The sequence below is a fragment of the Haloarcula pelagica genome, assembly GCF_030127105.1.
GTDB classification, from domain to species: domain Archaea; phylum Halobacteriota; class Halobacteria; order Halobacteriales; family Haloarculaceae; genus Haloarcula; species Haloarcula pelagica.
This window is the reverse complement of record NZ_CP126161.1, coordinates 531,827-557,664: the sequence shown is the minus strand read 5'-3', so window position 1 is coordinate 557,664 and position 25,838 is coordinate 531,827. Positions and strand designations below refer to the sequence as shown.

The 25,838-nt window shown below is 66.2% G+C and carries 29 protein-coding genes and 2 pseudogenes; 14 read left to right on the top strand and 17 right to left on the bottom strand.

Translation table 11 applies throughout. The features are described 5' to 3' along the window. Positions 1 to 57: 57 nt before the first annotated feature. Positions 58 to 741: an endonuclease III gene (nth, locus tag P1L40_RS03025; protein WP_284009832.1), complete on the top strand. Its 684-nt coding sequence runs from the start codon at positions 58 to 60 to the stop codon at positions 739 to 741. On the opposite strand, the gene P1L40_RS03020 is transcribed toward nth, so the two are convergent. The 3 genes from P1L40_RS03020 to P1L40_RS03010 form a co-directional block, all read right to left on the bottom strand. Then, a complete protein-coding gene (locus tag P1L40_RS03020; RefSeq protein ID WP_284009831.1) occupies positions 742 to 1,245 on the bottom strand; it encodes a universal stress protein in 504 nt (167 codons plus the stop codon). It lies immediately after the preceding gene. A gap of 88 nt (positions 1,246 to 1,333) precedes the next feature. Next, a complete protein-coding gene (locus P1L40_RS03015; protein ID WP_284009830.1) occupies positions 1,334 to 2,329 on the bottom strand; it encodes a sodium:calcium antiporter in 996 nt (331 codons plus the stop codon). Positions 2,330 to 2,405: 76 nt separating this feature from the next. Then, positions 2,406 to 2,888 (bottom strand): DUF7321 family protein, encoded by a 483-nt coding sequence (locus tag P1L40_RS03010; RefSeq protein WP_284009829.1) that lies wholly within the window; start codon positions 2,886 to 2,888, stop codon positions 2,406 to 2,408. A gap of 87 nt (positions 2,889 to 2,975) precedes the next feature. Between P1L40_RS03010 and P1L40_RS03005 the strand changes: the two genes are divergently transcribed. The 9 genes from P1L40_RS03005 to P1L40_RS02965 all read left to right on the top strand — a co-directional run bounded on the left by P1L40_RS03005 (position 2,976) and on the right by P1L40_RS02965 (position 8,392). Beyond that, positions 2,976 to 3,881, top strand: a complete 906-nt coding sequence (locus P1L40_RS03005; protein WP_284009828.1) for a DUF7319 domain-containing protein — start codon at positions 2,976 to 2,978, stop codon at positions 3,879 to 3,881. 60 nt (positions 3,882 to 3,941) lie between these two features. Beyond that, positions 3,942 to 4,604 carry a halocyanin domain-containing protein gene (locus P1L40_RS03000; RefSeq protein ID WP_284009827.1) on the top strand — a complete coding sequence of 221 codons (663 nt, stop codon included), beginning with the start codon at positions 3,942 to 3,944 and terminating at the stop codon, positions 4,602 to 4,604. Then, complete coding sequence (locus P1L40_RS02995) at positions 4,604 to 5,023, top strand: DUF7318 family protein (protein ID WP_284009826.1); 420 nt, start codon at positions 4,604 to 4,606, stop codon at positions 5,021 to 5,023. Before P1L40_RS03000 ends, P1L40_RS02995 begins: the two co-directional genes overlap by 1 nt. Position 5,024: 1 nt before the next feature. Continuing rightward, positions 5,025 to 5,888, top strand: a complete 864-nt coding sequence (locus P1L40_RS02990) for a ubiquinol-cytochrome c reductase iron-sulfur subunit (protein WP_284009825.1) — start codon at positions 5,025 to 5,027, stop codon at positions 5,886 to 5,888. Positions 5,889 to 5,890: 2 nt separating this feature from the next. Continuing rightward, complete coding sequence (locus P1L40_RS02985; protein ID WP_284009824.1) at positions 5,891 to 6,694, top strand: cytochrome b; 804 nt, start codon at positions 5,891 to 5,893, stop codon at positions 6,692 to 6,694. Between the two features lie 4 nt (positions 6,695 to 6,698). Beyond that, the gene (locus P1L40_RS02980; RefSeq protein ID WP_284009823.1) at positions 6,699 to 7,475 is read left to right on the top strand and encodes a cytochrome b family protein; all 777 of its coding nucleotides are present in this window, start codon (positions 6,699 to 6,701) and stop codon (positions 7,473 to 7,475) included. 88 nt (positions 7,476 to 7,563) lie between these two features. Further along, a complete protein-coding gene (locus P1L40_RS02975; RefSeq protein WP_284009822.1) occupies positions 7,564 to 7,869 on the top strand; it encodes a DUF7315 family membrane protein in 306 nt (101 codons plus the stop codon). Then, a complete protein-coding gene (locus tag P1L40_RS02970) occupies positions 7,862 to 8,131 on the top strand; it encodes a DUF7314 family protein (protein WP_284009821.1) in 270 nt (89 codons plus the stop codon). Before P1L40_RS02975 ends, P1L40_RS02970 begins: the two co-directional genes overlap by 8 nt. A 114-nt stretch (positions 8,132 to 8,245) precedes the next feature. Continuing rightward, positions 8,246 to 8,392, top strand: a complete 147-nt coding sequence (locus P1L40_RS02965; RefSeq protein WP_284009820.1) for a hypothetical protein — start codon at positions 8,246 to 8,248, stop codon at positions 8,390 to 8,392. A 6-nt stretch (positions 8,393 to 8,398) separates the two neighbouring features. On the opposite strand, the gene P1L40_RS02960 is transcribed toward P1L40_RS02965, so the two are convergent. Genes P1L40_RS02960 through P1L40_RS02950 form a run of 3 tightly spaced genes read right to left on the bottom strand, consistent with a single transcriptional unit; the run spans position 8,399 to position 10,911 of the window. Next, positions 8,399 to 8,860, bottom strand: coding sequence for a DUF7313 family protein (locus P1L40_RS02960; RefSeq protein ID WP_284009819.1), 462 nt, complete (start codon positions 8,858 to 8,860; stop codon positions 8,399 to 8,401). A 50-nt stretch (positions 8,861 to 8,910) separates the two neighbouring features. Beyond that, positions 8,911 to 9,627 carry an NAD(+)/NADH kinase gene (locus P1L40_RS02955; RefSeq protein WP_284009818.1) on the bottom strand — a complete coding sequence of 239 codons (717 nt, stop codon included), beginning with the start codon at positions 9,625 to 9,627 and terminating at the stop codon, positions 8,911 to 8,913. A 48-nt stretch (positions 9,628 to 9,675) separates the two neighbouring features. After that, a complete protein-coding gene (locus tag P1L40_RS02950) occupies positions 9,676 to 10,911 on the bottom strand; it encodes a digeranylgeranylglycerophospholipid reductase (protein WP_284009817.1) in 1,236 nt (411 codons plus the stop codon). Positions 10,912 to 11,036: 125 nt separating this feature from the next. Here P1L40_RS02950 and P1L40_RS02945 point away from each other — a divergent pair, with 125 nt between their 5' ends. Then, positions 11,037 to 12,203: a hypothetical protein gene (locus tag P1L40_RS02945; RefSeq protein ID WP_284009816.1), complete on the top strand. Its 1,167-nt coding sequence runs from the start codon at positions 11,037 to 11,039 to the stop codon at positions 12,201 to 12,203. Positions 12,204 to 12,250: 47 nt separating this feature from the next. Here P1L40_RS02945 and P1L40_RS02940 read toward each other — a convergent pair whose 3' ends face one another. The 5 genes from P1L40_RS02940 to P1L40_RS02920 form a co-directional block, all read right to left on the bottom strand. Further along, positions 12,251 to 13,621, bottom strand: a complete 1,371-nt coding sequence (locus tag P1L40_RS02940) for a cryptochrome/photolyase family protein (protein ID WP_284009815.1) — start codon at positions 13,619 to 13,621, stop codon at positions 12,251 to 12,253. 131 nt (positions 13,622 to 13,752) lie between these two features. Then, entirely contained in the window at positions 13,753 to 14,235 is a 483-nt protein-coding gene (locus P1L40_RS02935) for a DUF6789 family protein (protein ID WP_284009814.1), read from the bottom strand. Between the two features lie 178 nt (positions 14,236 to 14,413). Continuing rightward, a complete protein-coding gene (locus tag P1L40_RS02930) occupies positions 14,414 to 15,700 on the bottom strand; it encodes a serine hydrolase domain-containing protein (RefSeq protein ID WP_284009813.1) in 1,287 nt (428 codons plus the stop codon). Positions 15,701 to 16,107: 407 nt separating this feature from the next. Then, complete coding sequence (locus tag P1L40_RS02925; protein WP_284009812.1) at positions 16,108 to 16,971, bottom strand: 2-oxoacid:ferredoxin oxidoreductase subunit beta; 864 nt, start codon at positions 16,969 to 16,971, stop codon at positions 16,108 to 16,110. Further along, positions 16,968 to 18,743 (bottom strand): 2-oxoacid:acceptor oxidoreductase subunit alpha, encoded by a 1,776-nt coding sequence (locus tag P1L40_RS02920; RefSeq protein ID WP_284009811.1) that lies wholly within the window; start codon positions 18,741 to 18,743, stop codon positions 16,968 to 16,970. The genes P1L40_RS02925 and P1L40_RS02920 overlap by 4 nt, the downstream gene beginning before the upstream one ends. A gap of 142 nt (positions 18,744 to 18,885) precedes the next feature. On the opposite strand from P1L40_RS02920, the gene P1L40_RS02915 reads away from it, so the two are divergent. The 3 genes and pseudogenes from P1L40_RS02915 (at position 18,886) to P1L40_RS23705 (ending at position 20,949) form a co-directional block, all read left to right on the top strand. Beyond that, positions 18,886 to 19,521, top strand: a complete 636-nt coding sequence (locus P1L40_RS02915) for an FAD-dependent oxidoreductase (protein ID WP_284009810.1) — start codon at positions 18,886 to 18,888, stop codon at positions 19,519 to 19,521. A gap of 42 nt (positions 19,522 to 19,563) precedes the next feature. Beyond that, a pseudogene (locus P1L40_RS02910) lies at positions 19,564 to 20,587 on the top strand (NAD(P)/FAD-dependent oxidoreductase); the annotation flags it as partial. 71 nt (positions 20,588 to 20,658) lie between these two features. Continuing rightward, positions 20,659 to 20,949 carry a transcriptional regulator gene (locus tag P1L40_RS23705; protein WP_284009809.1) on the top strand — a complete coding sequence of 97 codons (291 nt, stop codon included), beginning with the start codon at positions 20,659 to 20,661 and terminating at the stop codon, positions 20,947 to 20,949. A gap of 21 nt (positions 20,950 to 20,970) precedes the next feature. Here the strand turns inward: P1L40_RS23705 and P1L40_RS02900 are convergent, their stop codons facing one another. From P1L40_RS02900 to P1L40_RS02875, 6 genes and pseudogenes are all read right to left on the bottom strand, one after another. Continuing rightward, positions 20,971 to 21,387, bottom strand: coding sequence for a Rieske (2Fe-2S) protein (locus tag P1L40_RS02900; protein WP_284009808.1), 417 nt, complete (start codon positions 21,385 to 21,387; stop codon positions 20,971 to 20,973). A gap of 115 nt (positions 21,388 to 21,502) precedes the next feature. Then, a complete protein-coding gene (locus tag P1L40_RS02895; RefSeq protein ID WP_284009807.1) occupies positions 21,503 to 22,375 on the bottom strand; it encodes an aminotransferase class IV in 873 nt (290 codons plus the stop codon). Beyond that, the gene (locus tag P1L40_RS02890; RefSeq protein WP_284009806.1) at positions 22,360 to 22,977 is read right to left on the bottom strand and encodes an anthranilate synthase component II; all 618 of its coding nucleotides are present in this window, start codon (positions 22,975 to 22,977) and stop codon (positions 22,360 to 22,362) included. The genes P1L40_RS02895 and P1L40_RS02890 overlap by 16 nt, the downstream gene beginning before the upstream one ends. Then, positions 22,974 to 24,446 (bottom strand): aminodeoxychorismate synthase, component I, encoded by a 1,473-nt coding sequence (pabB, locus tag P1L40_RS02885; RefSeq protein WP_284009805.1) that lies wholly within the window; start codon positions 24,444 to 24,446, stop codon positions 22,974 to 22,976. The genes P1L40_RS02890 and pabB overlap by 4 nt, the downstream gene beginning before the upstream one ends. Positions 24,447 to 24,493: 47 nt before the next feature. After that, on the bottom strand, positions 24,494 to 24,907 hold the full coding sequence (locus tag P1L40_RS02880; RefSeq protein WP_284009804.1) for a helix-hairpin-helix domain-containing protein: 414 nt from the start codon (positions 24,905 to 24,907) through the stop codon (positions 24,494 to 24,496). Between the two features lie 24 nt (positions 24,908 to 24,931). After that, positions 24,932 to 25,752: pseudogene (locus tag P1L40_RS02875) on the bottom strand (shikimate dehydrogenase). Between the last annotated feature and the right edge of the window lie 86 nt (positions 25,753 to 25,838).

The following is a 25,838-nucleotide window of genomic DNA, read 5'->3' as shown; positions in this document are numbered from 1 at the left end:
GGACCGCCGACGGCGGCGAACGACAGGCCAAAGGCGGGGCCGCCCCGGGATGCGTGTATGGGAACACCGCTTGCGAGCCGCCAGGCACAGGCCGAAGAGGTCGTCGACCGGCTCCACGAGGAGTATCCGGACTCGACCATCTCGCTGAACTACGCTAATCGACTGGAACTGCTCGTCGCAGTCGTCCTCTCGGCGCAGTGTACCGACGAGCGCGTCAACGAGGTGACCGCGGACCTCTTCGAGAAGTACCGGAGTGCGGCCGACTACGCCGCAGCCAGCGAGGAGCAACTCGCAGAGGACATCTACGGGATCACGTTCCACAACAACAAGGGCGGCTACCTCAAGGGGATCGGCGAGCGGATCGTCGAGGAACACGACGGCGAGGTGCCCGACACGATGTCCGCGCTGACCGATCTGCCCGGCGTGGGCCGCAAGACGGCCAACGTCGTCCTCCAGCACGGCCACGACATCGTCGAGGGCATCGTCGTCGACACGCACGTCCAGCGCCTCTCGCGTCGCCTCGGGCTCACCGATCAGGAGCGGCCCGAAGCCATCGAACAGGACCTCCTCGATATCGTTCCGGAGAGCGAGTGGCAGCAGTTCACGCACCTGTTGATCGATCACGGCCGGGCGATCTGTGGGGCGCGTGCGGCCGACTGCGAGGAGTGCGTGCTGGCGGACATCTGCTCCTCCGAGAAGGGCGACAGCGAGGTCGACCTGGCCAGCGGCGAGGCCTGGTAGTCAGGCGTCGTCGAGTCGCACGGTGAGAACGGGGACTTCGGACGTGCGGACGACTTTCTCGGCGACACTGCCGATCAGGAAGTGGTCGACGCCCCGACGGCCGTGGGTGCCCATCACGATCAGGTCCGCACCGACCCCCTCGGCGTACTCGATGATCCCGTTGTACGGTGTGGCCCGGCGGACTGCCGTCGTCACCGGCACGTCGTCGCCGAACGCCGCCGCGACGCGTTCGACGATCGCTTCCCCTCCGGCCTCGATGGTCCCAAGCGGATCGGTGTCCTCGGCGATCAGCCCCGACGGCTCGTGGTCGTGTTCTTCGCCCCGCATCCCGGACGGGGTGCCCGCGTGTTCCTCGCCGACCATCCCGGACCGCTCGAAGGAACTGTCCGCGACGAACAGGACGTGGACTTCCGCCCCGTACCGCTGTGCGTGGTCACGGGCGTGTGCCAGCGCCGCCTCGGCGCCTTCGCTCCCGTCTGTCGGGTAGAGGATCGTCTCGTACATGGCGTCTCAGCTAGTGCTTCGGTAACGCTCACTAAGAAATTTGTTCTTTATTGATACTTGTGGCTGCTTGACTCTACTTCGGGACGGCTCACACCGGAAAGACCAGCAGCCGCCCGGTGAGGTAGACGAGGTAGAGGACGACGAGCGTGGCGCCCTCGCGCCGGCCGAGCGATCCGTCGCCGACGAACCACAGGTAGCCAAGCAGGCCGACCCCGGCGAGCAGTTTGAACGGGAGGTCCCAGAGCAACACCGACTGCGGGACCGTGTAGGTCGAGAGGAGGCCACCCAGACCGATCCCGACGAGGGAGTTGACGACGTTGCTGCCGACCAGCGTTCCGAGCGCGAGCGAGGGCGTCCGCCGACGGATCGACTCGACGACCGTCGAGAGTTCCGGCAGCGCCGCGGCGATCCCGAGCGTGAGCACGCCGAGCATCGACCCGCCCAACTGGAGGCGCGTGACCGTCGCCTCGACCACAGCGAGGACGACGAACGCGCTCCCGAGGACGCCCGCCAGCGCGAGGGCAGTCACCGCCAGGTCCCGGCCGACCGCGATCGACTCCGGCGGGGATTCGGGGAGCGCCGTCGTCCGGACTGTCCGTGTGAAACTGTAGTACGTGTAGCCCCCGAACGCGAGGAGGAGGACAGCGCCGTCGAGTCGGGAGACGGCGCCGTCGGCACCGAGGCCCAGGACGAGTACGAACGCGGCCACCATCGGGACGTAGCTCGTCCGGAGGAACTCCGGTCCGGGAGTGTAGTGCCCGTACCCGACGAGGAACAGGCCGAACAACAGCAGTTGCTGGACCGTCGAGGAACCCATGTTGCTGCCGAGGACCGTCGCGGACGCGACGACGGGATCGAGCGTCCCGCTGAGGATGCCCAGCGACGCCACGAGATGTGCGCTGATCTCCGGGAGACTCGTCCCGATGGAGACGACGAACATCCCGATGAGCAGTTCCGGCAGGTCGTAGTGACGCGCCAGCGCGAGCGCCCGGTCGACGGCGACACCGGCGCTCCGGACGAGGACGGCGAGTGCCACCGCACCGACGCCGAGTTCCACGAGCGTCGTGGGGTCCGAGACTACCACGGGCGGTGCTCGCCTCCGGCCATACACGACGGTTCGACGCCGCTCCTCTACAGTGCTTGGGTGGCTCGCGCTCGACTCAGACCGCGTAGCGAAGCACGTACCGGGCCAGGCCGACGACGTAAGCCAGCATCCAGAAGATGACGTAGCCGAACACGCCGATCCGCAGGCGGGACCGCCAGTGGTCCATCGTCTCGCCGCCGATCTCGTCCAGCAGGAGGTCCTCGTCGTAGTCGTTGTAGAGGTCGTGTTCCTTCTTCGCCCGGAAGATACGGACGATGCCGGTCCCGCCGAAAGCGAGCAGGGCGTACGCCTGCAGGCCGAGATAGGCGTGGACCGCCGACACGCCGCCGAGTTGGTCGGGGAGTCTGGGCATCATCCACGTGACCATCGGCACCGTCGTCAGGACCAGCCCGGTGACGACGAACTTCAGGTGGTGGAGCAGTACGTCCCAGGTGACCGGCTCGGTCTCGATGATGTAGTACGCGCCGTAGACGAAACAGGGGAAACTCAGCGTCACCGACGCGAGGACGACCGTGGCGACGACCCCGTCAGAGACCATGGGCGGGGGTTAGGACAGGGTGTGCTAAAACGTGCCGGATGGCGGAGGTCAGAAAGTGTAAGACCGTGCGGACCCTACCGTCGGGCAATGGCCGACCCGGATTCGACCGCCTCCGACGACGCTGGCGTGGGCGAGCGGGTCTCCGTCCCGGACGAGACAGCCGACGAGTCGCCGTCGGAGTCGGACAACCAGAGCGAGCGGGACGGGGACACGGACCCCAACGCCGCGGACGCGGAGATGGAGACGCTCCGCGAGCAGGTCGAACAGAAGTACGACTTCGACGACTTCGGCCCGGCGGACATGGCGGAGATGTCCGCCGAGGAGTGGGAGGCCGCCTTCGACGCCGAGACCTGGATCACCGACGACGAACTGCTGGACCGGGTCGAACGTGACCTGCTCACCCGGGTCGCAAACAGGGACGTGTTCGCCCGGATCGAGCGCCACGAGGAACCGCCCCGGATCCTGGCGTACTCCGACGAGGGGTACGCTATCGTCTATCCCGACGGGAGCATCGAGGGCGAGGGGACGGTTCTCCGGGACGTGAAACCGACCGTCGCGCTGTGCTCGATGGACTCCTACGAGGTTCCCGAGGAGGTCCCACGGAACCCGCTGCCCGAACCCGAGGCGGTCCCCGAAGGCGGCGGTGAACTGGGCAACTGGATGCTGCAGGCCATCGCCGGTGCCCAACTGCTCGCCGGACTCGTCCTCATCGTGGGCGGGGGGCTGGCGACCGCGGGCGTCATCGGTGACGCCGGGACCAGCATCGCGTTGCTGTTCGTCGCGGGGTTCGCCTTCGTCGGCGTCGCGCTCGTCCTGTTTTTCACCGTCGCTAACGCGCGCCTCTCCGATAAGTTCCGGGCCGAGGAGTACCGCGACCGGTTGCGCGCGATCGGCCTGGAGGACGGGGAGCGCCCGGATTTCGTTCCCGAGATCGAACCCGAATATGACGGGGAACGATCCGACGCGGATTCGAACGACGAAGCGGGGGCGTGACACCGCAAGCGGGTGTATTCGGTGGGTTTATACAAACTCAGTCCCGACCCCCACGTGTACATGAACAGACGGGAGTTCGTCCGGACCGCAGGGGGCGCCGCCGGGACAGCGGCTGCCCTCAGCGCCACCGGTTCGGCCGCCGCCCAGGAAGAGGGCGGCAGCGGTGGCCAGACGGTCCCGGACTACGGCGGCTACCTCGACCAAGTCGGGAACTTCGGCGGACCGGCAAGCACCGTCGACGCGACCGGCCAGGACACGGTGACGGTCGAGGTCGGTGTCCAGGCCAACGGTGGTGCCTACGGGTTCGGCCCGCCGGCAGTCCACGTGGACAACGGCGCGACGGTCCAGTGGGAGTGGACCGGTGACGGCGGTGGCCACAACGTTGTCCAGGCCAACGGCGACACGCTCAACTCGGGCGACGCGGTGTCTTCGGCCGGTGTCAACTACGAGCACACCTTCGAGGAAGACGGCATCTACACGTACTACTGTGTTCCCCACGAGGGGCTCCAGATGAAAGGTGCCATCGTCGTCGGCGAGGACTACCCGACCGTGACCCTCAGTAGTGGCGGCCCGGTCGAAGTCGACCCCCACTACGCGGGCGTGCCGATCCAGCCCCACTTCGTCGGAATCGGCGCCGGACTGGCCGTCTTTCTCCCGCTCGTGTTCACCTTCTTCATGCTGAAGTACGGTGAGTCGCCCCACACCAGCGGAGGGAACAACTGATGGCCTCGGAAGGCTCTACGTACGGTGATATCCACCGCTACGAACCGCCCCGAGAGAGCACCGCAGCGGCGGTCGGGATCGTCCTCCTGACGATCATCCAGGTCTTTTTCGTCGGCCTGTTCACCTACGGCATGCTGGCCGGGTGGGCCTCCGGCATCGGGACGACGCTGACGGTCAGGCTCATCGAGGCCAACATGTTCCTGGGTGGCGTCCTGACGGTCATCTTCCTGGATCTGGCCTTCATCATGCTGCTGTACCGCAAGGAGTTCCTCCCCGACGTGATGATCGTCAAGAAGCGCCGCCGCAAGTGGGAGGACCTCTACATCCGGCAGGAGGATGTCGACGGGACGACCGCCCTCGACGAGGAACAGCTTGTCGACACGATCAAACGCGCAGTCTACCCCTACTACAAGAAGTAACATGCCACTAGACGAAGACAAATACCCCGCCGAAACCGGCCGTCGTCGGTTCGTGAAAGGCGTCGTCGGCAGTGCAGCCCTCTCCAGCGTCGGCGCTGGCGGGCTCGCGGCCGTCGACGCGACCACGGACGCGGCCGGTGAAGGTGGCGGGACGACACAGTTCGTCGCAGTCGAGAACACAGACGGTCCGGCGCCCCGCGGGATGCCGATCATCCCGCTTGAGATCGACGGCGGGCAGCTCAAAGGCATCTGGCCGGAGTACGACGAGGACGCCGGCGTCGCGATCACCCGCGACTTCGGTGGCAGCGGCGTCGATTACTCCTCGGCGTGGTTCCAGTACTGCGGGATGCAGTCCGTCGAAGGGATCTATCCGCAGGCAGACCAGGACAACACGTTCCGAAACAGCTCCGGGACGTTCTCGTGGCAGAGCGAGTACGAGAGCGGCGCGCCCCTGACCGTCGACATGTTCTCGGACTACGAGGACTGGGGCAACGGCATCGGCCGGTCCGGTGTCGGGAAGCCGGCAAGCGCGACCTGGCGTTCGGACGGCGACGTGTCGACGATCCCCATTCAGCTGATCCGGTCCGTCGAAGTCGAACGGATGGCGAACGGCGAGGGGAAATACAGTGAACTGCCGGGTACGGTCCAGGACTTCGTCTCGGCAGCGACCGCCGACGGCTTCATCGCGTGGCTGAACAAGTGTACGCACTTCTGCTGTGTCCCAGGGTTCAAGGCGTACTCGGGGAGTGCGAACTTCGGCGCCGCGGACAGGATTTATTGTCAGTGCCACCAATCTGTGTACAACCCGTTCAGCCCAGTCCAGTCAACGTTCGTGGCACTGCCACGCCCCCCACAAACTGAGTAACAATGAGCCTAGAACGCAAAGACGAACACGACCACAAAGGGTGGATGAAAAAGCGGGACCTCTCGCCCATCGAGACGGTGTACCTGACCGCACTCATCTGGCTCGACAAACGGCTCCGGGTCGTTGACTACCTGGAGATCCTGGAGGATCTCTACTACAAGGTCAACATGCAGATGCCCAAGAGCCACACCGAGCAGTACAACCTCGACAACAAGTTCTGGTACTGGTACCCGTTGTACGCGCTCGGCTCGTTCTCGACGGTGGCGTACATCGTCGCGGCGATCTCGGGCGCGTTGCTCGGGTTCTACTACGCGCCCGCGGCGGCAGCCGCCGACGGCTCGCCGACCGTGGCGTACGATTCGGTGCTGATAATCATGGGCCAGCTCAACCTCGGGTACTTCCTGCGGTCGGTCCACCGCTGGGCCGCCCAGATCATGGTCGCGGCCGTGTTCCTGCACATGCTCCGTGTCTACTTCACGGGTGCGTACAAGGAACCGCGCGAGCTGAACTGGCTCATCGGGATCGTGCTGATCTCGCTGACGCTGGTGTTCGGGTACACGGGCTACCTGCTGCCGTGGAGTCAGCTGTCGTACTGGGCCGGCCAGATCGGCGTCGAGATGTCGCTGTCGATCCCGCTCATCGGCGAGTGGGTCGCACAGCTGATGTTCGGCGGGTTCACGCTCTCGCAGGCGACACTCCAACGGATGTACATCCTGCACGTGTTCTTCCTGCCGTTCATCACGACGGCAGTGATCGCCGTCCACATCGGCATCGTCTGGATGCAGGGCATCGCGGAACCACACTGATACAATGAGCGACAACGACACAGACACGGAATCCGAGAACGTCCGCACGGACGGCTCGGGCGGTGGCATCGTCGCGCCGGACGACGAGACTCCCACGTGGTCCGAACGCAAGACACGGACCGAGGGGCTCTCCCGGCTGACCTACGAGTACTTCGAACGCGCACGGCGCGAGGATCAGGACCTGCGCCAGGAGTCCGACTACGTCGAGCGTGACGTGCTCGCGTTCCCGGCCTGGCCCCACGAGATGATGCGAAACCTCGCGCTGACGAGCTTCTTCGTCGGGATGATCCTGTTCGTCTCGGCGGCGCTCCCGCCCGAGATGCCCAACCCGGCGAACTCGTCGGTGACGCCGGCGATCATCCTGCCGGACTGGTATCTCTACTGGTCCTTTGGCCTGCTGAAACTCGGTCCGCTGAACCCCGACCTCTCGATCCTCGGCGGCTCGAAGCTGATGGCTGACCGGACCTACGGGGTGCTCGCGAACGTCGTGGTCGTCGGGTTCGTCGCGATCGTCCCCTTCCTCAACAAGGGGTCGGCGCGCCGCCCGGTCGAGCAGCCGTTCTGGGCCGCCGTCGGGATGTCCGGCGTCATCTTCAGCCTGACCATCGCGGCGCTGTCGATCAAGAACCTCCTCCCGATGGACTCCAACCTGCTGTTCGACCTGACGTTCCTGCTCCCGTTCGTCAGTGCGACGATCACCTACGCGGTGTTGAAGACGATGCGGGAGGGGTACATGTTCGACCTCAACCGCCGGTACTACCGGCTCAGACCACCGAAGTAACTGCTCTGTCGCCCGTTTTCTCCAGCCGCCGCCGATCCTTACAGTCCGTCTCGCCGCAGTAAAGTAGCTCCCGACCGTAGAGCGGTTGATGACGAACGACCAGACCGGCGACAACGGCCGACGGGATGTCGTCGTCCCGGTACGCGTCTACAAGACCGTCACGGTGTTCTCGACGCTGTTTGCCATCCTCGCGGTCGTCGGGGGGTTCATCCTCGTCGACGTGGCGACCAACAGAGCGTCGGCACCGGTCTCCGAGATCGACGCGCCGGTCGCCATCGCCGGGATCGGCCTCATCCTCGTCGGGACTGTCGTCTACGCGTTCTCGACGCGCTTTCGCACCGAGGAGATGGGAAAGTCTAAAGACGACGCTGCCGAACCATCTGATAATGGCTGACGAATTCATCAAGGGCTTCGGGATCCTCATGATCGGCGGGCTCGGCTGGATGACCGTCGCGGGCTGGTACCGGACCCCGAGCTTCGAGGGGGCACAGCTCACCGGCGAGGTCACCCTGGAGAACCCGACCGTCTTCGACCAGGTGGCGCTCATGCTGGGTGACGTGTTCTTCTGGTTCGCGATCCTCGGCGCGCTCACCTTCTGGGTCCTCATCCCCGCGTTCGACGAACTCCGCGAGTATCTCGACGAACGATCGGCCTGAGCGCCGTCACAGCCGCTTTTACTGTCGTTTCACGATCGACGAGCCGACAGGACCGCCTCCGACCGTCGGCAGCGACACGGTCGACCGAACTGTTCCGACCCCGTCGGTGACACCGTGAGGAAGGCACAGACGCCACCACGCGGGGACCATCTCGAACGGCGCCGGTCGGAGACTGGCGTCGATCCAGCCCTCGACGCCCGCTATCGTCGGTACGCCGAGCGGGTCGCTGGCCGGCGATGGAGCGCGGGAGAACAGCGGTGATCGCGTTCAGACGATGGACTGCCAGGGGCCGGCGATGACCCAGAAGAAGCTCTGGTAGCCGGCGTACAGCAGGACGAGCATCGCCGCGAAGATCGATCCCTTCGGCCGTTCGAGCGGGATGTCCCGGCGGGCCTCGACCCTGCGAGCCTCGAACTCGAAGAGGTCGGTGATGACCGCGCCCAGGACGAGCATCGACATGACCATCCCGCCGTGGTGGGCCAGGGTCGTGTAGTAGAAGGAGGTGAGGATGAGGATGAGGTTGCTCGCGGTGTGTGCCGGATGGCGGCTGAGGGCGTCGGCGCCGCCGTCCTCGTACTGTTTTGTGTGTCGTCTGTGGGCCAACTGCCGCGTCACGAGGTTACCGATCACCAGTGCCATGATGACGTACTCGATGACGAGGACATCCCCGGGAGCGGTGCTCCCCATGATGGTATCGAGTGGCCCGAAGAGCGTGACGGATGGCTGCATACGTGAGTCTCAGTCCGAATCCCATTAGTGTCTTTCCACTCGGGGCCGCGTCAGGCGAACCGCGGGCGACTCTCCGCGACGACGGCGACGCGAATCGGATCGCTCTCCGATAGTGTCACGGACTCGCCCCGGGCGACGGTGCCGGCGCGGTCGTCGTCGACCAACAGGGAGACGGTCGCCTCGTCGCGTTCGACCGAGAGCGTGAGTTCGTCGACCGGGACGACCCAGTGATCCGGATTCGTCGCGAACGGGGCGATCGGAGCGACCACGGCGACCGGTGACGGGGCGAGAACCGGGCCGCCGACACGGCGGGCGTAGCCCGGCGAGCCGGCCGGTGTCGCGACGACGACGCCGTCGGCACGGAACGCGTCGATCGTGTCTGTCGGGGTCGTGATGGCGAACTCGGAGATCCGGGCCGCGTCCTCGGTGACGAGCGTCGTGTCCCAGACGGTTCGGCCGACACACTCCCCCCCGCGAGTGATCGACAGGGTGTAGTGGCGCTCCGTCCTGGCGCCGTCGAGGCCGCGTACCGCCGCTGTGATCGATTCCCGGGCCACGCTCCGGACGCCCCGTCCGGCATCGACCGGGAGCACGAGCGGATCGGAGTCAGTGTCGGCGACCGCGGACAGCGCCGCCTGGCCGACGGCGACGACGGTCTCCGTCTCCGGGACGGTCCCGTCGGCGTGGCGCTCGACCGCGACGCCGTCGTCGCTGAGTCGCTCCGCGACGGACTCGTCGCCGACGACACCGACGGAAGGCGTTGTCATCACCGGAAGTTCGGTCAGCCGGGAAAAAAGGTTGCCGTCCTGGTGCGGTCAGAGCGGGAGCTTCTGCCGTGCGTACTCCCACAGCAGCGGGGCGTCAGAGAGGTGGAACAGCTCCGTCATCGCGCGGAGATTGCCGTTGTTGACCTCCGTCAGCGTGTCCGAGTCGTTCCTGTGGAGGTCACGCATCAGCCGGTCGTAGCGCTCGTTGGGGGCCAGATACAGCAGTTCGGTCATCGTGAGGCGCTTGCGCTGGTTCGGGGCTACGTCGCTGTGCCAGAGCCGGTCGTAGACGGCCAGCGAGTCGGCGGCGGTGTCCGGCGTGTCGGGGGTCAGCGCCGCGTCGGCCGTCGCGGCGGCGGCCCGGGCCGACTTCATCCCCTTGTGGATCCCCTCGCCCCACAGCGGATCGATCGTCGGGACGGTGTCGCCGATCGCCATGAAGTTGTCCGTGCTCACCGACTCGGGCGGCTGGATGTGGGCCGATCCGCGGTGGGCCTGCGTGCCTTCGATGCGGACGGCGTCCTCGAACCGGGGGTCGCGGTCGAGCCAGTACTCCAGGTAGTCGTCGATGGCCCACCCGTCGCGGGCGTTGTCGCGGTGGGCCTGGTTCTGGATGTAACAGAGGCCGACCTTGGCGGTGTCCGCGCCGGTGTGAAAGATCCAGGAGTAGCCGCCCGGCGCGAGGTCGTGGTCCAGGCGCAACATCATCGAGTCGGAGAGGTCGGCGTAGTGTGGGTGATCGATCCGGATGTTCTCGAACTCGTACTCGATGCCGATCGCCTGGTGATCCCGCTGGAGATCACACACGTCCAGCTTCTTGGCAAGCGGCGCCGCCGGGCCCGTCGCGTCGACGACGATGTCGGCGTACACTTCCTCGTCGCCGGCGTACCGGACGCCGACGATCTCGCCGCCGTCCATGATCGGCGCGGAGACTCTGGCGTCGAACCGGTAGGTAGCGCCGTTCTCGCGGCCTTCCGCGACGAGCCACCGTTTGAAGTCGGCGAACTCCAGGACGGCGCCGGTCTGTTTGCGGACGTAGTGGTCGTTCGGGGACTCCAGGACGACATCGTCGGTGTAGTTCATGACCACCTCGTCCGGGATGTTGAACGCCGTCATCGCAGAGGGGAAGGTTCCGGCGGTCGACTTGTTGCTCTGACGTGGGAACTCGTCCTCGGACTCCGTCTCCAGGACCAGCACGTCGTACTCTCGCTTCGCCAGGTCCCGGGCACATTGTGCCCCCGCTGGCCCCGCACCCGCGATGACCACGTCAAAGCGCTCGCTCATAACCGGAGGTTACACGTCGCAGTAATCAACCTTGCTGAATCCACCGAGATACTGTGGGTTCGCGCGGCTCTCGAAAGGGTAAAGGCGCCGCCAGCCACACGACTGGGCAAGCGGGGAGACGAGATATGGGACTTACCTCTGTGGCCGGTGTGCTCGCGGATCGACGCCGTCTCCCGACCGCCCTCCGTGCGGTGCTCGGGTACTACGCCGACACCGGCGTGTTCGACTACGCCAGCCTCTCGCTGAAGTCCGAGATCGACGACCGGACCGAGGCGATGGTCGCCGACGTGAACGCCCGGGTCGAGGACGCCCTCGAAGCGGAGTTCGGCCGCCCGGTCGCGTTCGACTACGACACGAAACTCGTCCTGCCGGCGCAACTGACCCTGGGGTACGTCTATCGGAACGCCCGGCGGCAAGCGCCCGGCGACCCGGTGACCGAGACGATCGCCGACGGCGTGCCGGATGTCGACGCGACGGCGCTGGAACAGGGGCCGGCACAGAATCTCTCGCCCAGGGAGATGGTCGTCCGCGCCGAGCAGATGACTCGCCTCTCGATCGAGGCGCTGATCGACGGCGACATGCGGGACGCCATCAACGACGACGAGTTCGAAGACTTCGAGGTCGACTTCGACGCCGACGACGAGGAGATACGCCGGGTCGCCGAGACGGCTCAGGGCGCCCTGCAGTCCCACCTCGATGGCCTGCTCGAATCGATGCCGCCGGTCGTCGAGGAGGCCTACCAGTGGGCCGTCGACTACAGCGAGGCCCACCAGGACCGCGACGACTACTTCCGTGAACTGATGACCGACGCCGAGGCCGGCGACGCCGACGCCGTCGAGGCGATCCGCGCGGAGTACAAGTTCGCCGACTACGAGGAGGAGCCGCCGACCTTCACCGACCGGGAGAAAGCGCTCCCCTACAGCAAGACCCAGTACGCCCGCGTCGGCGTCCTCTACGACGGGATGCTCGACCTCTATCGGCTCGCCGGGCTGGACATCGAGCCGGCCTTCGCCAAGTCGATCGTGCTGGCGATCATCGGCGCACAGATCTGGCTCGACGATGTCGACGACTACGAGGACGACCGCCGTGAGGGGCAACTGACGCCGGTGACCGCCGAGTACCTGCTGGCGCCCGACGACGAGGCGGGCTACCGGCACGTCCTCGACATCACCGAGCAGTACCTCGATCTCGCCGAGGAGTACGCCACGGCGGCGGACTCGCCGCTGACCGGCATCGCCGCCGAGTACATCTACCGATCGGGCGAGCCCGACGTGTTGCCCGGGTCGTTCTGAGCGGCAGCCCACAGGGCGCTGCTCTGGGTTGTGCTTTCGGTCTCCGTCTACCGCTTGCCCAGCGCCGTCTCGAACACCCGCTGTGCGCGGTCGTAGGCGGCGTTGCGGTCGACGATCGGATCGGGATACTCCGGTGCCAGCTGGTGGCGTTCGCCAGCGGAGAGGGTCGGCCAGTCGACGATCTTCGCGGGGTCGACGCCGCGCAGTTCGGGCACGTACTCGGTGACGTAGTCCGCGCCGTCGTCGTACTTGCTCATCTGAGAGACGGGATCGAAGATTCGCACGTCCACGGAGTCGGTACCGGTCGAGGCGATCCACTGCCAGTTGCCGGCGTTGGTCGCCGGGTCGTGATCGATCAGTTGCTTCGTGAAGTACCGCAGCCCCTCACGCCAGTCGGTCAGGAGGTGTTTCGTCAGGAACGAGGCGACGTTCTGGCGCGGCCGGTTGTGGACGTACCCCTCCTGATTCAACTGTCGCATCCCGGCGTCGACCAGCGGATAGCCGGTCTCGCCGCGCTTCCAGGCGGCGAGGTTGTCGGGGTCGTTTTCCCAGGCGATAGGGTTCGGGAACGACTTGTAGTTCGTCGACAGCAGGTCCGGGTTGTAGTACAGCAGGTGGTAGTTCTGCTCGCGCCAGGAGAGTTCGTAGCGGTACTTCTGGACGTTTCGCTGTGCGCTGCCGGTCACCGCGGCCTTCCGGTCGCTGGCGTCTCTCCAGACCTCGCGGACGCCGATCATCCCGGCCGCGAGGTACGGCGACATGCGGGAGACGGCACCGACCGGGCGTTCGACGGCGGCTTTCATGTCGTCGCGGGTGTCGTTGTACGTCTCGATGCCGTCGGCGAGGAACTGGTCGTACCGTTCGCGGGCCGCGTCGTAGCCCGCCGCCGGGAGGTCGATATCCGCAGCGAGGCCGGGCGCCGTCTTCCCGTCGGAGATGTCGGCGAGTTCGTCCGCCGTCGGCGTGTCGGCCGGCGGCAGTTTGTGTTCGGCCTGCCAGTCGTCGTAGAACCGGCTGTGGTTCTCGTACCGGGGTGTGAGCCGTTCCGGGTCGACCAGCAGGAGGTCCGTGACGGACTTCGTGGTGACGGCGTCGTCGACGCGGCGCTGTCGGTTCCGCCGGGCCGGCCGGTAGTGTTCGTTGTACACGACGCGGTCGGCGTCGTACTCGTCGACCACGGCCGCGAGGAGTTCGGCGGGGTCGCCCGACCGGACGAGCAGGTCGCTCCCGCGGTCCCGGTAGGCCCGTTTCACTGCTCGGACGCCCTGCATGAAGAAGGCACGCTGGCGCTTTCCGACCTTCTTGAGGATGTCCGTGTCGACGACATAGACCGGGACCACCGGCCCGTCGTTCGCGGCCAGTGCGAGCCCGCGGTTGTCGGGCAGTCTGAGGTCCCGCTGGTGCCAGAAGACGTTCATACCGACGAGACGGCTCCGGAAGGTAAGTCACCGGACCCAACGCTGTTGGGTATGTGTAGGCTCCACACGGGACTCACGCTCGGTCCAGGAGCCCACGGGCTGATGCGAATCCCCGGCCGCGGACCGACTCGTCATGCCTCCGTGCTCATCAGGGTCCGGTGGGCCGCAAGTCGGTCGTAGACGCCGCCGAGGACGAGCCCGTAGACGAGATACGCGAGCAACATCGCCGCCAGGATCGGCAGCGTCGCCGACAACTCCTCCCAGCCGCGAAACACGGCGATCCAGACGGTCGCAGCGTAGCCAAGCCAGATGACGGCGCCGAACATCACGCCGTGGACTGCGCCGGACTCGCCGGGCAATCCCCAGGTGAAGCCGGTAAACAGGAGTGGCCAGGCGACGACGAACAGGCTCAGGAAGACGATGCCAGTCAGTAGCGTCGCCGTCACGCTCCCGAGTTGGCAGTACGGCGGGCCACCGATCGTACAGAGGCTCGCGAACGTCGTGAGGACGAACAGGTTCGTCCCGCCGAGTGCCAGGTCCACGGTCAACAGGAACAACAGCAAGACGCCCGTCGCGGCCGCGCCACCGGCCAGCCCGCTTCGTACTGGGTCCATACTATCGGCTACGCGACCGGGCCGAATAAATGTAAGAGAGTGTGAAGGAATTCCGCTCGGCAGACACGGACGCTCACGGTTGGACTCGTGAGACAGTGTGTCCGGCCGCCTCCCTTCGAAGCCCGTCGGGGCTGTCTTCGGACACCTGCGGTCGCGGTACGCCGGTCCCGGGTGTGGGTTATCTATCGCGAAAATGTTGGTTCACGATCGAGCGTGCATAGGTACTGAGCCACAGACTGTTCTCGTAAGTCGTCGAAAACCAGACGACGACCGTATCGGTTTCGGGAGAGACGTACAGGCAGTTTCCGTTGCGTCCTGCTTTATATAGATCCCCATCCTCAAATATCGCATCCCACTGATAAGCTGCTGCAGTGGGTCCTGATCCGAATTCTTCGACCATCCTCGGCCCCTGTCCCCCGTTCAGATAGATAGACTTGTCAGCGCTCTCGTGTAATTTCTCGAAATAACTGTCCGAGACGATACGAGTGTCAGATGCCTCCCTCCAGCTTGGGGTAAAAAGCATCCCATACCGTGCAAAGTCACGAAGGCGTGAGCCAAATATACCGCCATTCAGTGGCTCTCCGCTCGGCGTAAGAACCAACAAGGCATCACCTTCCATACCGGCGGGTGACCAGATACGTTCGGACAATACGACATCAAACGGCTTTTTTGTGACTTTCTCTATAATGATTCCAAGCACCTGTGTATTGAAGGTTGAATAATCGAACACAGTGCCTGGTTCATCCTTAAGCACGACTTCGGTCAGGAGATCGTTAATCGACTCGCCTTGTGGTTCGTCTCTGGCGGCCAATGCGCTAGAAAAGGCACGGCTGACCGGATGCTTCGGGTTTCGTACGTTCTCATTATTCTCGACGAAGTCCATGCCTGAGCGTTGGTGCAAAACCTGGGATACCCGGACTTTCTCCCAATCTGTACCTTCCCACTCTGGGACGTACGCAGTAACCGGCTTGTTCAGATCGATGAGCCCGTCTTCTTCGAGGATATGAATTAGAAGCCCACTCAGGGTTTTTGCTGTGGAATTCCATATATGATTTTCATTCTCCCTCATTCCCCGATATTCTTCCAGCACAAGCTTCCCCTCGTGAACGACCGCAATCGACTGAAAGCGTGCGCGCGGATCATCCATGGCTTCCCGCAATGGCATGGTGCCTAATGCACTGGTTGCAACCACTTCTGTAATCTCAGACATCGGCTCGGATTCTAAACTTGAAACCCGTCCCGACCTGTAAATAATCGATGCGGGGACCACTTCGGAAGCACGGGCGTTGAAGAAAACACCGATGTCATCACCGAGCACGAAATTTCGCGCTTCGTAGTCATTGCGAAACGAATGGACCTGATCAGCGGTAAAGCCCTTGGCCCATTTCGAAACCGGGGTAAGCTCTGCAGGGACAGAATATTCGGGATTTTCCTTTGCAGACTCGGACGACTCGTCATCGGTCATTGCAAATAGCTTGGGTAAACAGGCGTAAAGTTAATCGGACATGATAGTCGGGGATCAGGCTGAAAATCAACTGCGACACGTTTCAACGCTACTGCGCTGAGGAGTACGTCGACGCCAAGACCGCCGAGGAGCAGACGGTCGACTGGCACTCACACTACAGCGACATCTACGGAAGTCGACGACCGAGACGAGATTTTCGACAATATATTTGATCGGACAATGCACGGACAATCGCTCATTACCGGTAACAGCCCATGATTTACCGTTGAGCCAAACGCCCATACCCTGTCGCGATACCTACGCGGATCTCGTGTACGGCAACTTCACCCGTGACTGATACGCGCTCTGTCTGCAGCACGACCGTCGAAAACTAGTACCGATCGAGCGTTTCGACGGAGCCGGGCCGTTCAGTAGAACTCGCGGACGAGGTCCATCGCGCCCTCGGGAGCGCCGTCGGGGATCTCGGCCATCGAGCTCTCGATACCCTCGCGCTGCTCGAAGGGCACGGAGTCCTCGTTCTGGTAGAGCACGCCCATGTACTCCTTGTCGGATTCGAGGATCTTGTCTTTGGCCTGGTCGCGGTCGTGCGGGTCGTGGTCCGTCTCGTCTAGGTCCACGATGGAGTCCCGGAAGTAGTCGTACGTGTCCACGTCGTTGAACGTCACACACGGCGAGTAGACGTTGACGAAGCCGAAGCCGTCGTGTTCGATGGCCTGCTGGACGATCTCGGCGTGGCGCTGGGCGTTCGAGCTAAAGGACTGCGCGATGAAGGTCGCACCGGCCGACAGCGCGAGTGCCTTCGGGTTGACCGGGGGCTGTTTGGGGCCCTCGGGCGTGGTCCCCGTCTCGAAGTCCTCGCGCGAGGTCGGCGATGCCTGGCCCTTGGTCAGCCCGTAGATGCGGTTGTCCATGACCACGTAGCTCATGTCGACGTTCCGCCGCACCGCGTGGATGAAGTGGCCGGCACCGATGGAGTAGCCGTCGCCGTCGCCGCCGGCGACCATCACTTCTAGGTCGGGGTTGGCCATCTTCACGCCGATACCCACCGGCAGGGCGCGGCCGTGGACGCCGTGCAGCGCGTAACTGTGCATGTAGGTCCCGATCTTGCCGGAACAGCCGATGCCGGCGACCACGAACGTGTTGTCGGGGTCGTTGCCGGTCTCGGCCAGGGCCTTCATCATGCCGTTCATCGTCCCGAAGTCACCGCAGCCGGGACACCACGTCGGTTGCTTGTCGGACTTGAAATCTGTGAATCGAACGTCTGAGCTCATTCTGCTTCAACCTCCTGTGTACCGTTGTCTGGATCGAGTGTCTGCTTGACCTCGGCCGCGAGTTCGTCCGCCTTGAAGCGGACGCCGTTGTACTTGTTGATGCGCTCGACGCGCTCTAACACGTCGTGTTCGATGATGTCGGCGAACTGCCCGGTGGCGTTACACTCGACGACGATGACTTCCTCGGCGGCCTGGACCTCGTCGGTCAGGTCCGGCCGCGGGAAGATGTACGGGACCGAGATGAAACGGACGTTGTGGCCCTCGGCGTCGAGCAGCTCCAGGCCCTCGCGCATGGCGCCCTCGTTCGAGCCCCACGAGATGATCAGCGTGTCCGCGTCGGGGTCGCCGAACTCCCGGTAGTCGAACTCCTCCTGTTCCCGGGCGGTCTCGACTTTCCGCTGGCGCTTGTCGACCTGCTCGATGCGCACGTCGGTGTCCTCGGTCCGCCGGCCGAGTTCGTCGTGTTCCAGCCCGGTGGTCATGTGTGCGCCGTCCGCGGTCCCGGGGAACGCCCGCGGGGAGACCCCGTCTGCGGCCGGGAAGTGCGCCTGGAAACGGCCCTGCTCGTCGAGCCAGGCGCCGATCTCGTCCTCGTCGACGACCTTGCCGCGGTCGACCTCCACCTCGTCCATGTCGAACGTCTCCGGCGAGAACGTCTGCTCGGTGACGGCCATCGCCAGGTCCGAGACCAGGAAGACGGGTGTCTGGTACTTCTCGGCGAGGTTGAACGCCTCGACGGTCTTCCAGAAACACTCGGAGACGGTCGTCGGCGCGACGACGAAGCGGGGGATCTCGCCGTGACCGCCGTACAGCGTCATGTTGAGGTCGCCCTGTTCCTGCTTGGTCGGCATCCCGGTCGAGGGACCAGAGCGCATCACGTCACAGATGACCAGCGGCGTCTCGCTGGTGGCGACGAGGCCGAACGTCTCGGTCATCAGGTCGATTCCCGGTCCGGAAGTGGCGGTCATCGCGCGCGCACCGGCCCGAGCCGCGCCAAGCGCCATGTTGATCGCCGACAGTTCGTCCTCGGCCTGGACGACCTTCCCGCCGAACTGGTCGACGCGCCCGGTCATGTACTCCATCACGTCGGTCGCCGGCGTGATCGGGTAGCCGGCGTAGAAGCGACAGCCGGCGGCGATGGCACCCATCCCGATGGCCTCGTCGCCGTTGAGGAGGACGTAGTCCGCGTCGGTGGTCTCCATCGAGTAGTCGAACTCCTCGTCGTACTCCTCCTGGACGTACTCCTGGCCCATCCGGGCGGCTTTCTTGTTGTTCTCGACGATGGCCTCGCCCTTGTCGCCGAAGCGTTTCTGGAGGCTCTCGTCCAAGTTCTCGATCGGGAAGCTCGTCACCTCACAGGCCGCGCCCAGCGCCACGACGTTGAGCATGATGGCGCCGCCGGCGTCCTCGGCGAGGCGCTTGAGCGGGACCTCCAGGGCGGTCGCGCCGTGGGGGACCTCGACATCCTGCATCGTCGAGCGCTCGCCGTCGTAGATGATGACGGAGTCCTCGTGGAGCTCGTCCTCGTTCTCGTGGATGGTGCGCTCGGTCAGTGCGATGAGGATGTCGAGGCGGTCGACGACGCTCTCGACGCGGTCGACCGAGGTCCGAACTTTGTACGCGGTGTAGCCCCCGCGGATCCGGGAGGCGAAGTCCTTAGAGGTGAAGACGTGTCGACCGGCCCGGGAGAGCGCCTGCGCGAAGATCTTCCCGGTAGAGTCGATCCCATCGCCGGCTTCGCCGCCGATGGCCCAGTTGAGGTCCTCTGGCATACTACCAAACGGGTAGCCTGCGGGGGGAGAAAAGGCTTCTGTGTGCGCCCGCCCGCGCGGGTATTCGGATGTGAAATAATCCGTCCAACTCCCGGCAGAATCGACCGAAACCCCCTTGTCGCCGCCGTTCTACCTCGCCGATATGGACGAACGTTTACTGCCCGTCACAGCGGTTCGCTCGGTCGGGCCCGACGCCGTCGCAATCGACATCGAGACGCCCCCCGAGTTCGACGCGCGACCGGGTCAGTTCGTCAAGGTCACGCTGCCCGGCGACGAGGACGAGGAGTCGCGCTTCTACACGATCTCCTCGCCGGATGTCGAGGGGACCTTCGAGATGACCGTCGGCATCGACCCTGAGGGTGCAGTCGCGCCGCGACTCGCCGACCTCGAAGCCGGCGACGAACTGCTGGTGGCTGGGCCCTTCGGCTCCGACTACTACGAGGGCGAACCACGCGCGGTCGTCATCGCGGGCGGTCCCGGCGTGGGTCCGGCCGTCGGCATCGCCGAGCGGGCGCTCCAGGACGGCAACGAGGCCGCGGTCGTCTATCAGGACGACGATCCGATCCACGTCGAACGCCTCGACGCGCTCGAGGCCGACGGCGCGTTCGTCAGCCTGCTGGCCGAGGACGAGGACATGACCGAGGCGGTCGCCGACGCCGTCGCCGACGGCGGACAGGTGTTCGTCTACGGGTTCGCGGACTTCCTGGACGCGGCGACCGCGGCTCTGGAGGCGGCCGGCGTCGACGCCGACGGCGCGAAAGTCGAGAACTTCGGCTGAACGGTGGCACGCTTTTGGTCGTCTGGTGCCTAGGGCGGTCGAATGCACACCAACGAGCAGTTCGAGTACGACGTTGCAGTGGTCGGCGGCGGCCCCGCGGGGCTGACCGCCGCCCTGTACACGACGCGGCTCGGGCTCGACACCGTGGTCGTCAACCGCGGTGGCGGCCGGGCCGCGATGATGACCGACACGCACAACGTCATCGGCGTCACCGAGGATGTCTCGGGCAACGAATTCCTCCAGACCGCCCGGGAACAGGTCCAGGACTACGGCGCCGACTACCGCCAGGGGTTCGTCGAGGACGCCGAACCGCTCGACGGCGGGTTCGAACTCACCACCGACGACGGACCCCTGCTCGCGCGCCGAGTGGTCCTCGCGACCGGGTTCTCCGACGAGCGGCCCGACCCTCCGTTGCCCCGGACCGGGCGTGGCCTCCACTGGTGTCTCCACTGTGACGCGTTCATGTTCGTCGACGAGCCGGTGTTCGTGATGGGGACCGGCGAGTCCGCGGCCGCGGTGGCGATGATCATGCTCAACTACACCGACGAGGTGGACCTGCTGACCCGCGGTGACGACCCCGAGTGGAGCGAGGAGACCGCAGAACAGCTCGCGGCTCACCCGGTCGACGTGATCGAGGACGATATCGTCGGGATGACCAAAGACGACTCGGGCTGGCTGGAGTCGTTCGAGTTCGCCGACGGCACCGTCCGGGCGTACCGCGGCGGCTTCCCGATGTACGGCTCGGACTACCACGCCGAACTGGCCGACGCGCTGGGGGTCGAGCGCAACGACGACGACACCGTCGCGGTCGACGGTGACGGGGAGACCTCCGTCGAGGGGGGTCTACGCCGTCGGCGACCTCACGCCCGGCCACAACCAGATCCCGGTCGCGATGGGCGAGGGCGCCGACGCCGGCATCGCGATCCACAAGGACCTCCGGCGGTTCCCGCGGTCGCTGGCCGACATCGAGGCCGAGGGGCCGGTCGGGGCGGACGACGTGCCCGCGGTCTCGCCCGAGTTGCTCGCGACGGCTGTCTCCCACGAGGGCCACGCCGCCGGGGCGCGGACCGAGGGGAGAGGCAGCGGCCGACGACTGAGTGCAACAAAACCTATAACCGAATCGCGCCAACTCAACCCATGCGCGAGGCAAGTCGGACGACGCGCCAGCGCATCGCCGACCGATTACGCGAGGACGCGATGGCTGCGGGCGCGATCGCGACCGCGTTCGAGATACAGACGAGCGACGCGCTCACCCACGTCGAACACATCGCGAAGTCCCTGGAACCGACCGACGAACAGTTGCTCGTCGCCCCGCCCGAGTGCGAGGAGTGCGGGTTCAGCGACTTCGACGACCTGACCAACCGGCCCAGTCGGTGTCCCGAGTGCAAGTGCGAGAGCGTCAGCGAACCGGCCTACCGGATCGGGTAGCGGGACACCCCCGACCCGGGGTCACTGACCCGAGAAACCGATCCGACCGCGAGAAGACAGATCGCGGTCGCCCGACGAGCCCCGGTTCTCGAACTCGTAGCGGTCGTCGGTCAGGTAGACGGTGCCGTCGGCAGTCGTCACGTCGACTTCTTCCAGGACGGCCCCTTCACAGGGACCGTACGTACAGTGGCCAGTGTCCGATTCGAACGTCGCGCCGTGTTTCTCACACACCAGTTCGCCGTCGCGACAGGTCGCGCCGCTGCCCTTGTCCAGTCGAACGTCCCGCCAGTGGGGACAGTAGTTCTCGAAGGCGACGACCCCGTCGTCGAACCGGAGCAGAATCGCCTCCCCGGTGTCGAACCCGTCGCGGACGGTAAAGAGGAAACTCCCGTCTTCGGGCACCTCGTCGACGGCCGCGATACGGCTGTCCTCGTCCATCGTTGCACACTGTAGGGAGGACACCGTTTTCAACGCCCCGGTCCCCGCAGTACTGGTCGGGACTCATCGGCCGCCGGGGCTTTGCTCTCTGTTCCAGTGGCCGCCCGCCGGAGTCTCAGTACTGGTCGCGCTCGACGCGCTCGGCGTAGAGCCGCCGGAGGAGCTTCGTCATCGGGCCGGTCCCCACGTCGATCCCGTCGACGGTTCCGACCGGGCGGACCTCCCACGTCGAGTTCGTCAGGAACGCCTCGTCGGCGTCGCGCACGTCGTCGAGCGTGTAGCTCCCTTCCTCGACGGGGAACCCTTCCTCGCGGGCTAGCTCGACGACGACGCCGCGGGTGACTCCCGGGAGCAAGTCTAGGTCCGCGCTGGGGGTCCGGAGCGCGTCGTCGGCGACGAAAAAGAGGTTGCTCGTCGCGCCCTCGACGACGGTCCCGTCGATGTCCCGCACGAGTGCCTCGTCGGCGGCGTCGCCGTCGGGGGCCGCCCGCTGGAGTTCAAGACGGGCGAGGATGCCGTTGAGGTAGTTGTGGGTCTTGGTATCGGCGGGCAGGGACTCGCTGGGGATCCGCCGAGTCCGGACGGTCTGGAGGTCGGCCGGGCCGTCCCAGACCGGCTCGCTGTCCCGGCCACCCGGCGGCAGTGCCGAACAGATGACGACCACCGTCGGGTCCACGTCGGGGTCCGGCGTGAGCTTCCCGGGCTGGACCCCACGGGTGACCGAGAGTTTGACGTAGGCCTCTTCGAGGTCGTTGGCGGCGAGCGTCTCGTCGACCCGCTCCCGGAGGTCGTCGGGCACGGCCGCCCCGAAGCCCAGCGTCTCGGCGGTGCGCTGGAGGCGCTCGCGGTGGGCCGCCCACTCGAACGGGTCGCCGCCGTAGACCCGCAGCGTCTCGAAGGCGGCGTCGCCGTACATGAACCCGCGGTCGCGCACCGATACCGTCGCCTCGTCGGCCGGGACCAGCCGGCCGTCTACGTGATACTGCATGTGAGACAGAAGTTCTCGACCATCGTCTTCCCGTGGTCCGTGAGGATGCTCTCGGGGTGGAACTGCACCCCGACGTGTGGCTGTTCGCGGTGGCGCACGCCCATCACGATGCCGGCCTCGTCGTCGGTGTAGGCCGTCTCCTCCAGCACGTCCGGTAGCTCGTCGCGCTCGACCGCCAGCGAGTGGTAGCGCCCGACCTGGACGCCGTCCGGAACGCCCTCGAAGACGCCCGCGCCGTCGTGGGTGATCGACGAGGACTTGCCGTGGACGACCGACTCGGCGTGACCGACCGGCGCGCCGCTCGCGGCACACAGCGCCTGGTGGCCCAGACAGACCCCCAGCGTCGGATACGACAACTCGGCGAAGACCGGCATCGAGACGCCGGCTTCCTGGGGTGTCCCGGGCCCCGGCGAGACGACGATGCCGTCGGGGTCCAGCGCGCGGATGTCTGCCACGTCGACGGCGTCGTTTCGCCGCACGAGCACGTCGTCCTCGGTACCGCCCAGCCGCAGGACGACCTCGCCGACGTACTGGACGAGGTTGTAGGCGAAGGAATCGTAGTTGTCCACCACCAGCACTGTCGGCGCCGTCCCGGCCGTCATCGCTGTCCCTCCACCGAGAGATCCGCTCTGGCGCCCAGTGCCTCGTCGACCGCGGTCACGAGGGCACGGCCCTTGTCCAGGGTCTCCTCGTACTCGCTGTCGGGGTCCGAATCGTGGACGATGCCCGCGCCCACACGGAGATGGTACTCCTCGCCGTAGCGGACCAGCGTCCGGATGACGATGTTCAGCGTCGCCCGGCCGTCGAACCCGAAGAGGCCGATCGAGCCGGTGTAGGGGCCGCGCCGACTCGACTCGACCTCGTCGATGATCTCCATCGTCCGTGGCTTGGGTGCGCCGGTGATGGTCCCGCCGGGGAACACGGCGGCCACGGCGTCCCGGAGCGAGGCGCGCCCGCGGAGCCGTCCTTCGACGACCGAGACGAGGTGCATCACCTCCGAGTAGCGGTCGACCCGGCGGTAGTCGGTCACCTCGACCGAGCCGAACTGGCTCACCTTCCCGAGGTCGTTGCGCTCCAGGTCGACGAGCATCGCGTGTTCGGCGCGCTCTTTCTCGTCGGCCAGGAGGTCCCGCTCCAGCCGATCGTCTTCGGCGTCCGTGGCTCCACGCGGGCGGGTCCCGGCGATGGGTTCGGTGACGAGGCGGTCGCCGTCCCGACTCAAGAGCAGTTCCGGACTCGCGCTCACCAGGTCGACGCCGGGAAACTCCACGAGCGCCGAGTACGGGGCCGGGTTCACGCTCCGGAGCGCGTCGAAGGCCTCGACCGGGTGGACGGCGGCCGGCGCGCTCAGTCGCTGGGAGACGTTCGCCTGGAAGGTGTCGCCCTCGCGGATGTACCGTTTGACCGTCCGGACGCGCTCGGCGAACGACTCGCGAGTGCAGTCGCTCTCGAAGCGCGCCTCGTCGGCCGCGACCGGTGGGTCCCCGACTTCGGGGTCGCCCTCGCCGGCCTGGCGGGCCAGTTCCAGTGCGTGTTGCTTGCCGAACTCGTAGGCCGCCTCGGCGCTCTCGTGGTCGGCCAGCCGGGGACAGGCCGTCACTCGGAGTTCGACCGGGCCGTCGCCGCGTGGTTCCTCCCAGGCGGCGACCCGGTCGTAGGTCGCCAGTTGGAGTCGTGGCAGCGCGCGGTCGGCGACCGCTGAGTCGGGGAGTGTCTCCAGTTCCCGGACGATGTCGTAGGAGAGCCAGCCGACCGCGCCACACGGGTAGGGCACGTCACACGGCCCCCGCGCCAGCGACTCGCCGTCGAGGACGGCCGCGAGCGCGTCAAGGCTCTCGCCGGTGTCTGGGCCGACTTCGGTGAACTCTGCCGGCGCCGTCGCGAAGTACCCCCAGCCCGACTGGCCCCCGGTCGTCGCCAGGTAGACGCCGCCGACTTCCTCGCGGGCGCGCCTGTAGGCGATAAAGGGGTCCTCGACGGTGACGCGGACCTCGACCGGCACGCGAGCGTCAGCGGGCGCGCCGCTGGCGACCCGCTCGAACGTCTCGCGGTCGGTTTCGACCGTTCGCATTAGCAGTAGAGAACAGCGGCGCGACTAATTCGCTTGCGGTTGTCCGATCAGTACTCTCTCGCGCGCTCGATCCACCCCGAGACGCGGCTCTCCGAGAGATCCGTCTGTGCGGCGATGTCGTCGGCGTCGGCGACTGCCAGTTCGCCCACCGTCTCGATGCCGATACCCGAGAGTCGGTCGGCGTAGGCGGGGCCGATACCTTTGATCGCGGTCACGTCGTCGCCGGAGCCCTCGGGCTCCGCGGCAGCGTCCTCGGACTCGGCTGACTCGGCGGCCGTCTCGGCCCCCTGATCCACGTCGGTGCCCGACGCCGCCGTCTCGGTCCCTTTGACGGCGTCTTCGGACTCCGTCGCGGGTTCCCGTTCGACGGTCACGTCGACATCACCGGACCCACTGGCTCCCGTGGCCGACTCGGCCCCGTCGAGTCCGAGGGCGGATTTCAGTTTCTGGAGCAGACCCATACCGTCCTCTATCACAGCCCGACACTAATCTCTTGCTGGACCGTCCGAGGCCAGGCCCGCCCGTAGCGCCTCGTTCATGGCGGTGACGGGGGCGTCCCGTCCGGTCCAGAGTTCGAACGCCTCGACACCCTGATACAGCAGCATCCAGGCGCCGTCGACGGTCGTCGCGCCCGCCGCGGCCGCGTCCCGGAGCAGCCGTGTCTCGATCGGCGAGTACACCGCGTCGAGCACCGCGAGGTCGCCGTGGAGCGCGTCGGCGGGCACCGGCGTCTCGTCCTCGTCCATCCCGACGCTCGTGGCGTTGACGAGCACGTCGGCGTCGGCCAGCAGCCCGTTCAGGTCGCCCAGCCCGTGCCCGCTCGCCCCCGGAACGGCCTCGGCCAGCTCGTGAGCGCGGGCCTCGGTCCGGTTGGCGATCCGAACCGTCATCCCCTCGTCCGCCAGCCGAACGCGACCGCTCGGCCGGCCCCGCCGGCGCCGACGACGACTGCGGTCCCGGAGCGCGACACGTCGTGGTGGTCCAGCGCACGGACGGCCCCGACGGCGTCCGTGTTGTGGCCGGTCGGTGTCTCCCCGCCGAAGTCGACGGTGTTGACCGCGCCGATCCGCTCGGCCAGCGGCGTCGGCTCGACGGCGCCGAGCACGTCCTGCTTGAACGGGATGGTGACGTTGAGCCCGTCCAGGCCGAGCGTATCGGCCGCCGCTACGGCAGCCGCGCCGTCGTCGGCCGCTGGTTCGAAGGTGACGTACTTCGCGTCGAGCCCGAGCGCGTCGTAGCCCGCCTCGTGCATCGGCGGCGACAGCGAGTGACCCACGGGATTCCCGATGAGCGCGTACACGTCCATACGTACACCCAGCGGCCCCACCGGCCATGAACGCCACGCTCTCGGCCGGCCCGATTCGCAACCTTTTCACGACGACCTGTGCTGGA

What these genes read in the sequence shown, in the direction of transcription:
- nth (WP_284009832.1), top strand. Translation starts at nt 58, where the DNA reads ATGGGAACACCGCTTGCGAGCCGCCAGGCACAGGCCGAAGAGGTCGTC.
- P1L40_RS03020 (WP_284009831.1), bottom strand. Translation starts at nt 1,245, where the DNA reads ATGTACGAGACGATCCTCTACCCGACAGACGGGAGCGAAGGCGCCGAG.
- P1L40_RS03010 (WP_284009829.1), bottom strand. Translation starts at nt 2,888, where the DNA reads ATGGTCTCTGACGGGGTCGTCGCCACGGTCGTCCTCGCGTCGGTGACG.
- P1L40_RS03005 (WP_284009828.1), top strand. Translation starts at nt 2,976, where the DNA reads ATGGCCGACCCGGATTCGACCGCCTCCGACGACGCTGGCGTGGGCGAG.
- P1L40_RS03000 (WP_284009827.1), top strand. Translation starts at nt 3,942, where the DNA reads ATGAACAGACGGGAGTTCGTCCGGACCGCAGGGGGCGCCGCCGGGACA.
- P1L40_RS02995 (WP_284009826.1), top strand. Translation starts at nt 4,604, where the DNA reads ATGGCCTCGGAAGGCTCTACGTACGGTGATATCCACCGCTACGAACCG.
- P1L40_RS02990 (WP_284009825.1), top strand. Translation starts at nt 5,025, where the DNA reads ATGCCACTAGACGAAGACAAATACCCCGCCGAAACCGGCCGTCGTCGG.
- P1L40_RS02985 (WP_284009824.1), top strand. Translation starts at nt 5,891, where the DNA reads ATGAGCCTAGAACGCAAAGACGAACACGACCACAAAGGGTGGATGAAA.
- P1L40_RS02980 (WP_284009823.1), top strand. Translation starts at nt 6,699, where the DNA reads ATGAGCGACAACGACACAGACACGGAATCCGAGAACGTCCGCACGGAC.
- P1L40_RS02975 (WP_284009822.1), top strand. Translation starts at nt 7,564, where the DNA reads ATGACGAACGACCAGACCGGCGACAACGGCCGACGGGATGTCGTCGTC.
- P1L40_RS02970 (WP_284009821.1), top strand. Translation starts at nt 7,862, where the DNA reads ATGGCTGACGAATTCATCAAGGGCTTCGGGATCCTCATGATCGGCGGG.
- P1L40_RS02960 (WP_284009819.1), bottom strand. Translation starts at nt 8,860, where the DNA reads ATGCAGCCATCCGTCACGCTCTTCGGGCCACTCGATACCATCATGGGG.
- P1L40_RS02955 (WP_284009818.1), bottom strand. Translation starts at nt 9,627, where the DNA reads ATGACAACGCCTTCCGTCGGTGTCGTCGGCGACGAGTCCGTCGCGGAG.
- P1L40_RS02950 (WP_284009817.1), bottom strand. Translation starts at nt 10,911, where the DNA reads ATGAGCGAGCGCTTTGACGTGGTCATCGCGGGTGCGGGGCCAGCGGGG.
- P1L40_RS02945 (WP_284009816.1), top strand. Translation starts at nt 11,037, where the DNA reads ATGGGACTTACCTCTGTGGCCGGTGTGCTCGCGGATCGACGCCGTCTC.
- P1L40_RS02940 (WP_284009815.1), bottom strand. Translation starts at nt 13,621, where the DNA reads ATGAACGTCTTCTGGCACCAGCGGGACCTCAGACTGCCCGACAACCGC.
- P1L40_RS02935 (WP_284009814.1), bottom strand. Translation starts at nt 14,235, where the DNA reads ATGGACCCAGTACGAAGCGGGCTGGCCGGTGGCGCGGCCGCGACGGGC.
- P1L40_RS02930 (WP_284009813.1), bottom strand. Translation starts at nt 15,700, where the DNA reads ATGACCGATGACGAGTCGTCCGAGTCTGCAAAGGAAAATCCCGAATAT.
- P1L40_RS02925 (WP_284009812.1), bottom strand. Translation starts at nt 16,971, where the DNA reads ATGAGCTCAGACGTTCGATTCACAGATTTCAAGTCCGACAAGCAACCG.
- P1L40_RS02920 (WP_284009811.1), bottom strand. Translation starts at nt 18,743, where the DNA reads ATGCCAGAGGACCTCAACTGGGCCATCGGCGGCGAAGCCGGCGATGGG.
- P1L40_RS02915 (WP_284009810.1), top strand. Translation starts at nt 18,886, where the DNA reads ATGGACGAACGTTTACTGCCCGTCACAGCGGTTCGCTCGGTCGGGCCC.
- P1L40_RS23705 (WP_284009809.1), top strand. Translation starts at nt 20,659, where the DNA reads ATGCGCGAGGCAAGTCGGACGACGCGCCAGCGCATCGCCGACCGATTA.
- P1L40_RS02900 (WP_284009808.1), bottom strand. Translation starts at nt 21,387, where the DNA reads ATGGACGAGGACAGCCGTATCGCGGCCGTCGACGAGGTGCCCGAAGAC.
- P1L40_RS02895 (WP_284009807.1), bottom strand. Translation starts at nt 22,375, where the DNA reads ATGCAGTATCACGTAGACGGCCGGCTGGTCCCGGCCGACGAGGCGACG.
- P1L40_RS02890 (WP_284009806.1), bottom strand. Translation starts at nt 22,977, where the DNA reads ATGACGGCCGGGACGGCGCCGACAGTGCTGGTGGTGGACAACTACGAT.
- pabB (WP_284009805.1), bottom strand. Translation starts at nt 24,446, where the DNA reads ATGCGAACGGTCGAAACCGACCGCGAGACGTTCGAGCGGGTCGCCAGC.
- P1L40_RS02880 (WP_284009804.1), bottom strand. Translation starts at nt 24,907, where the DNA reads ATGGGTCTGCTCCAGAAACTGAAATCCGCCCTCGGACTCGACGGGGCC.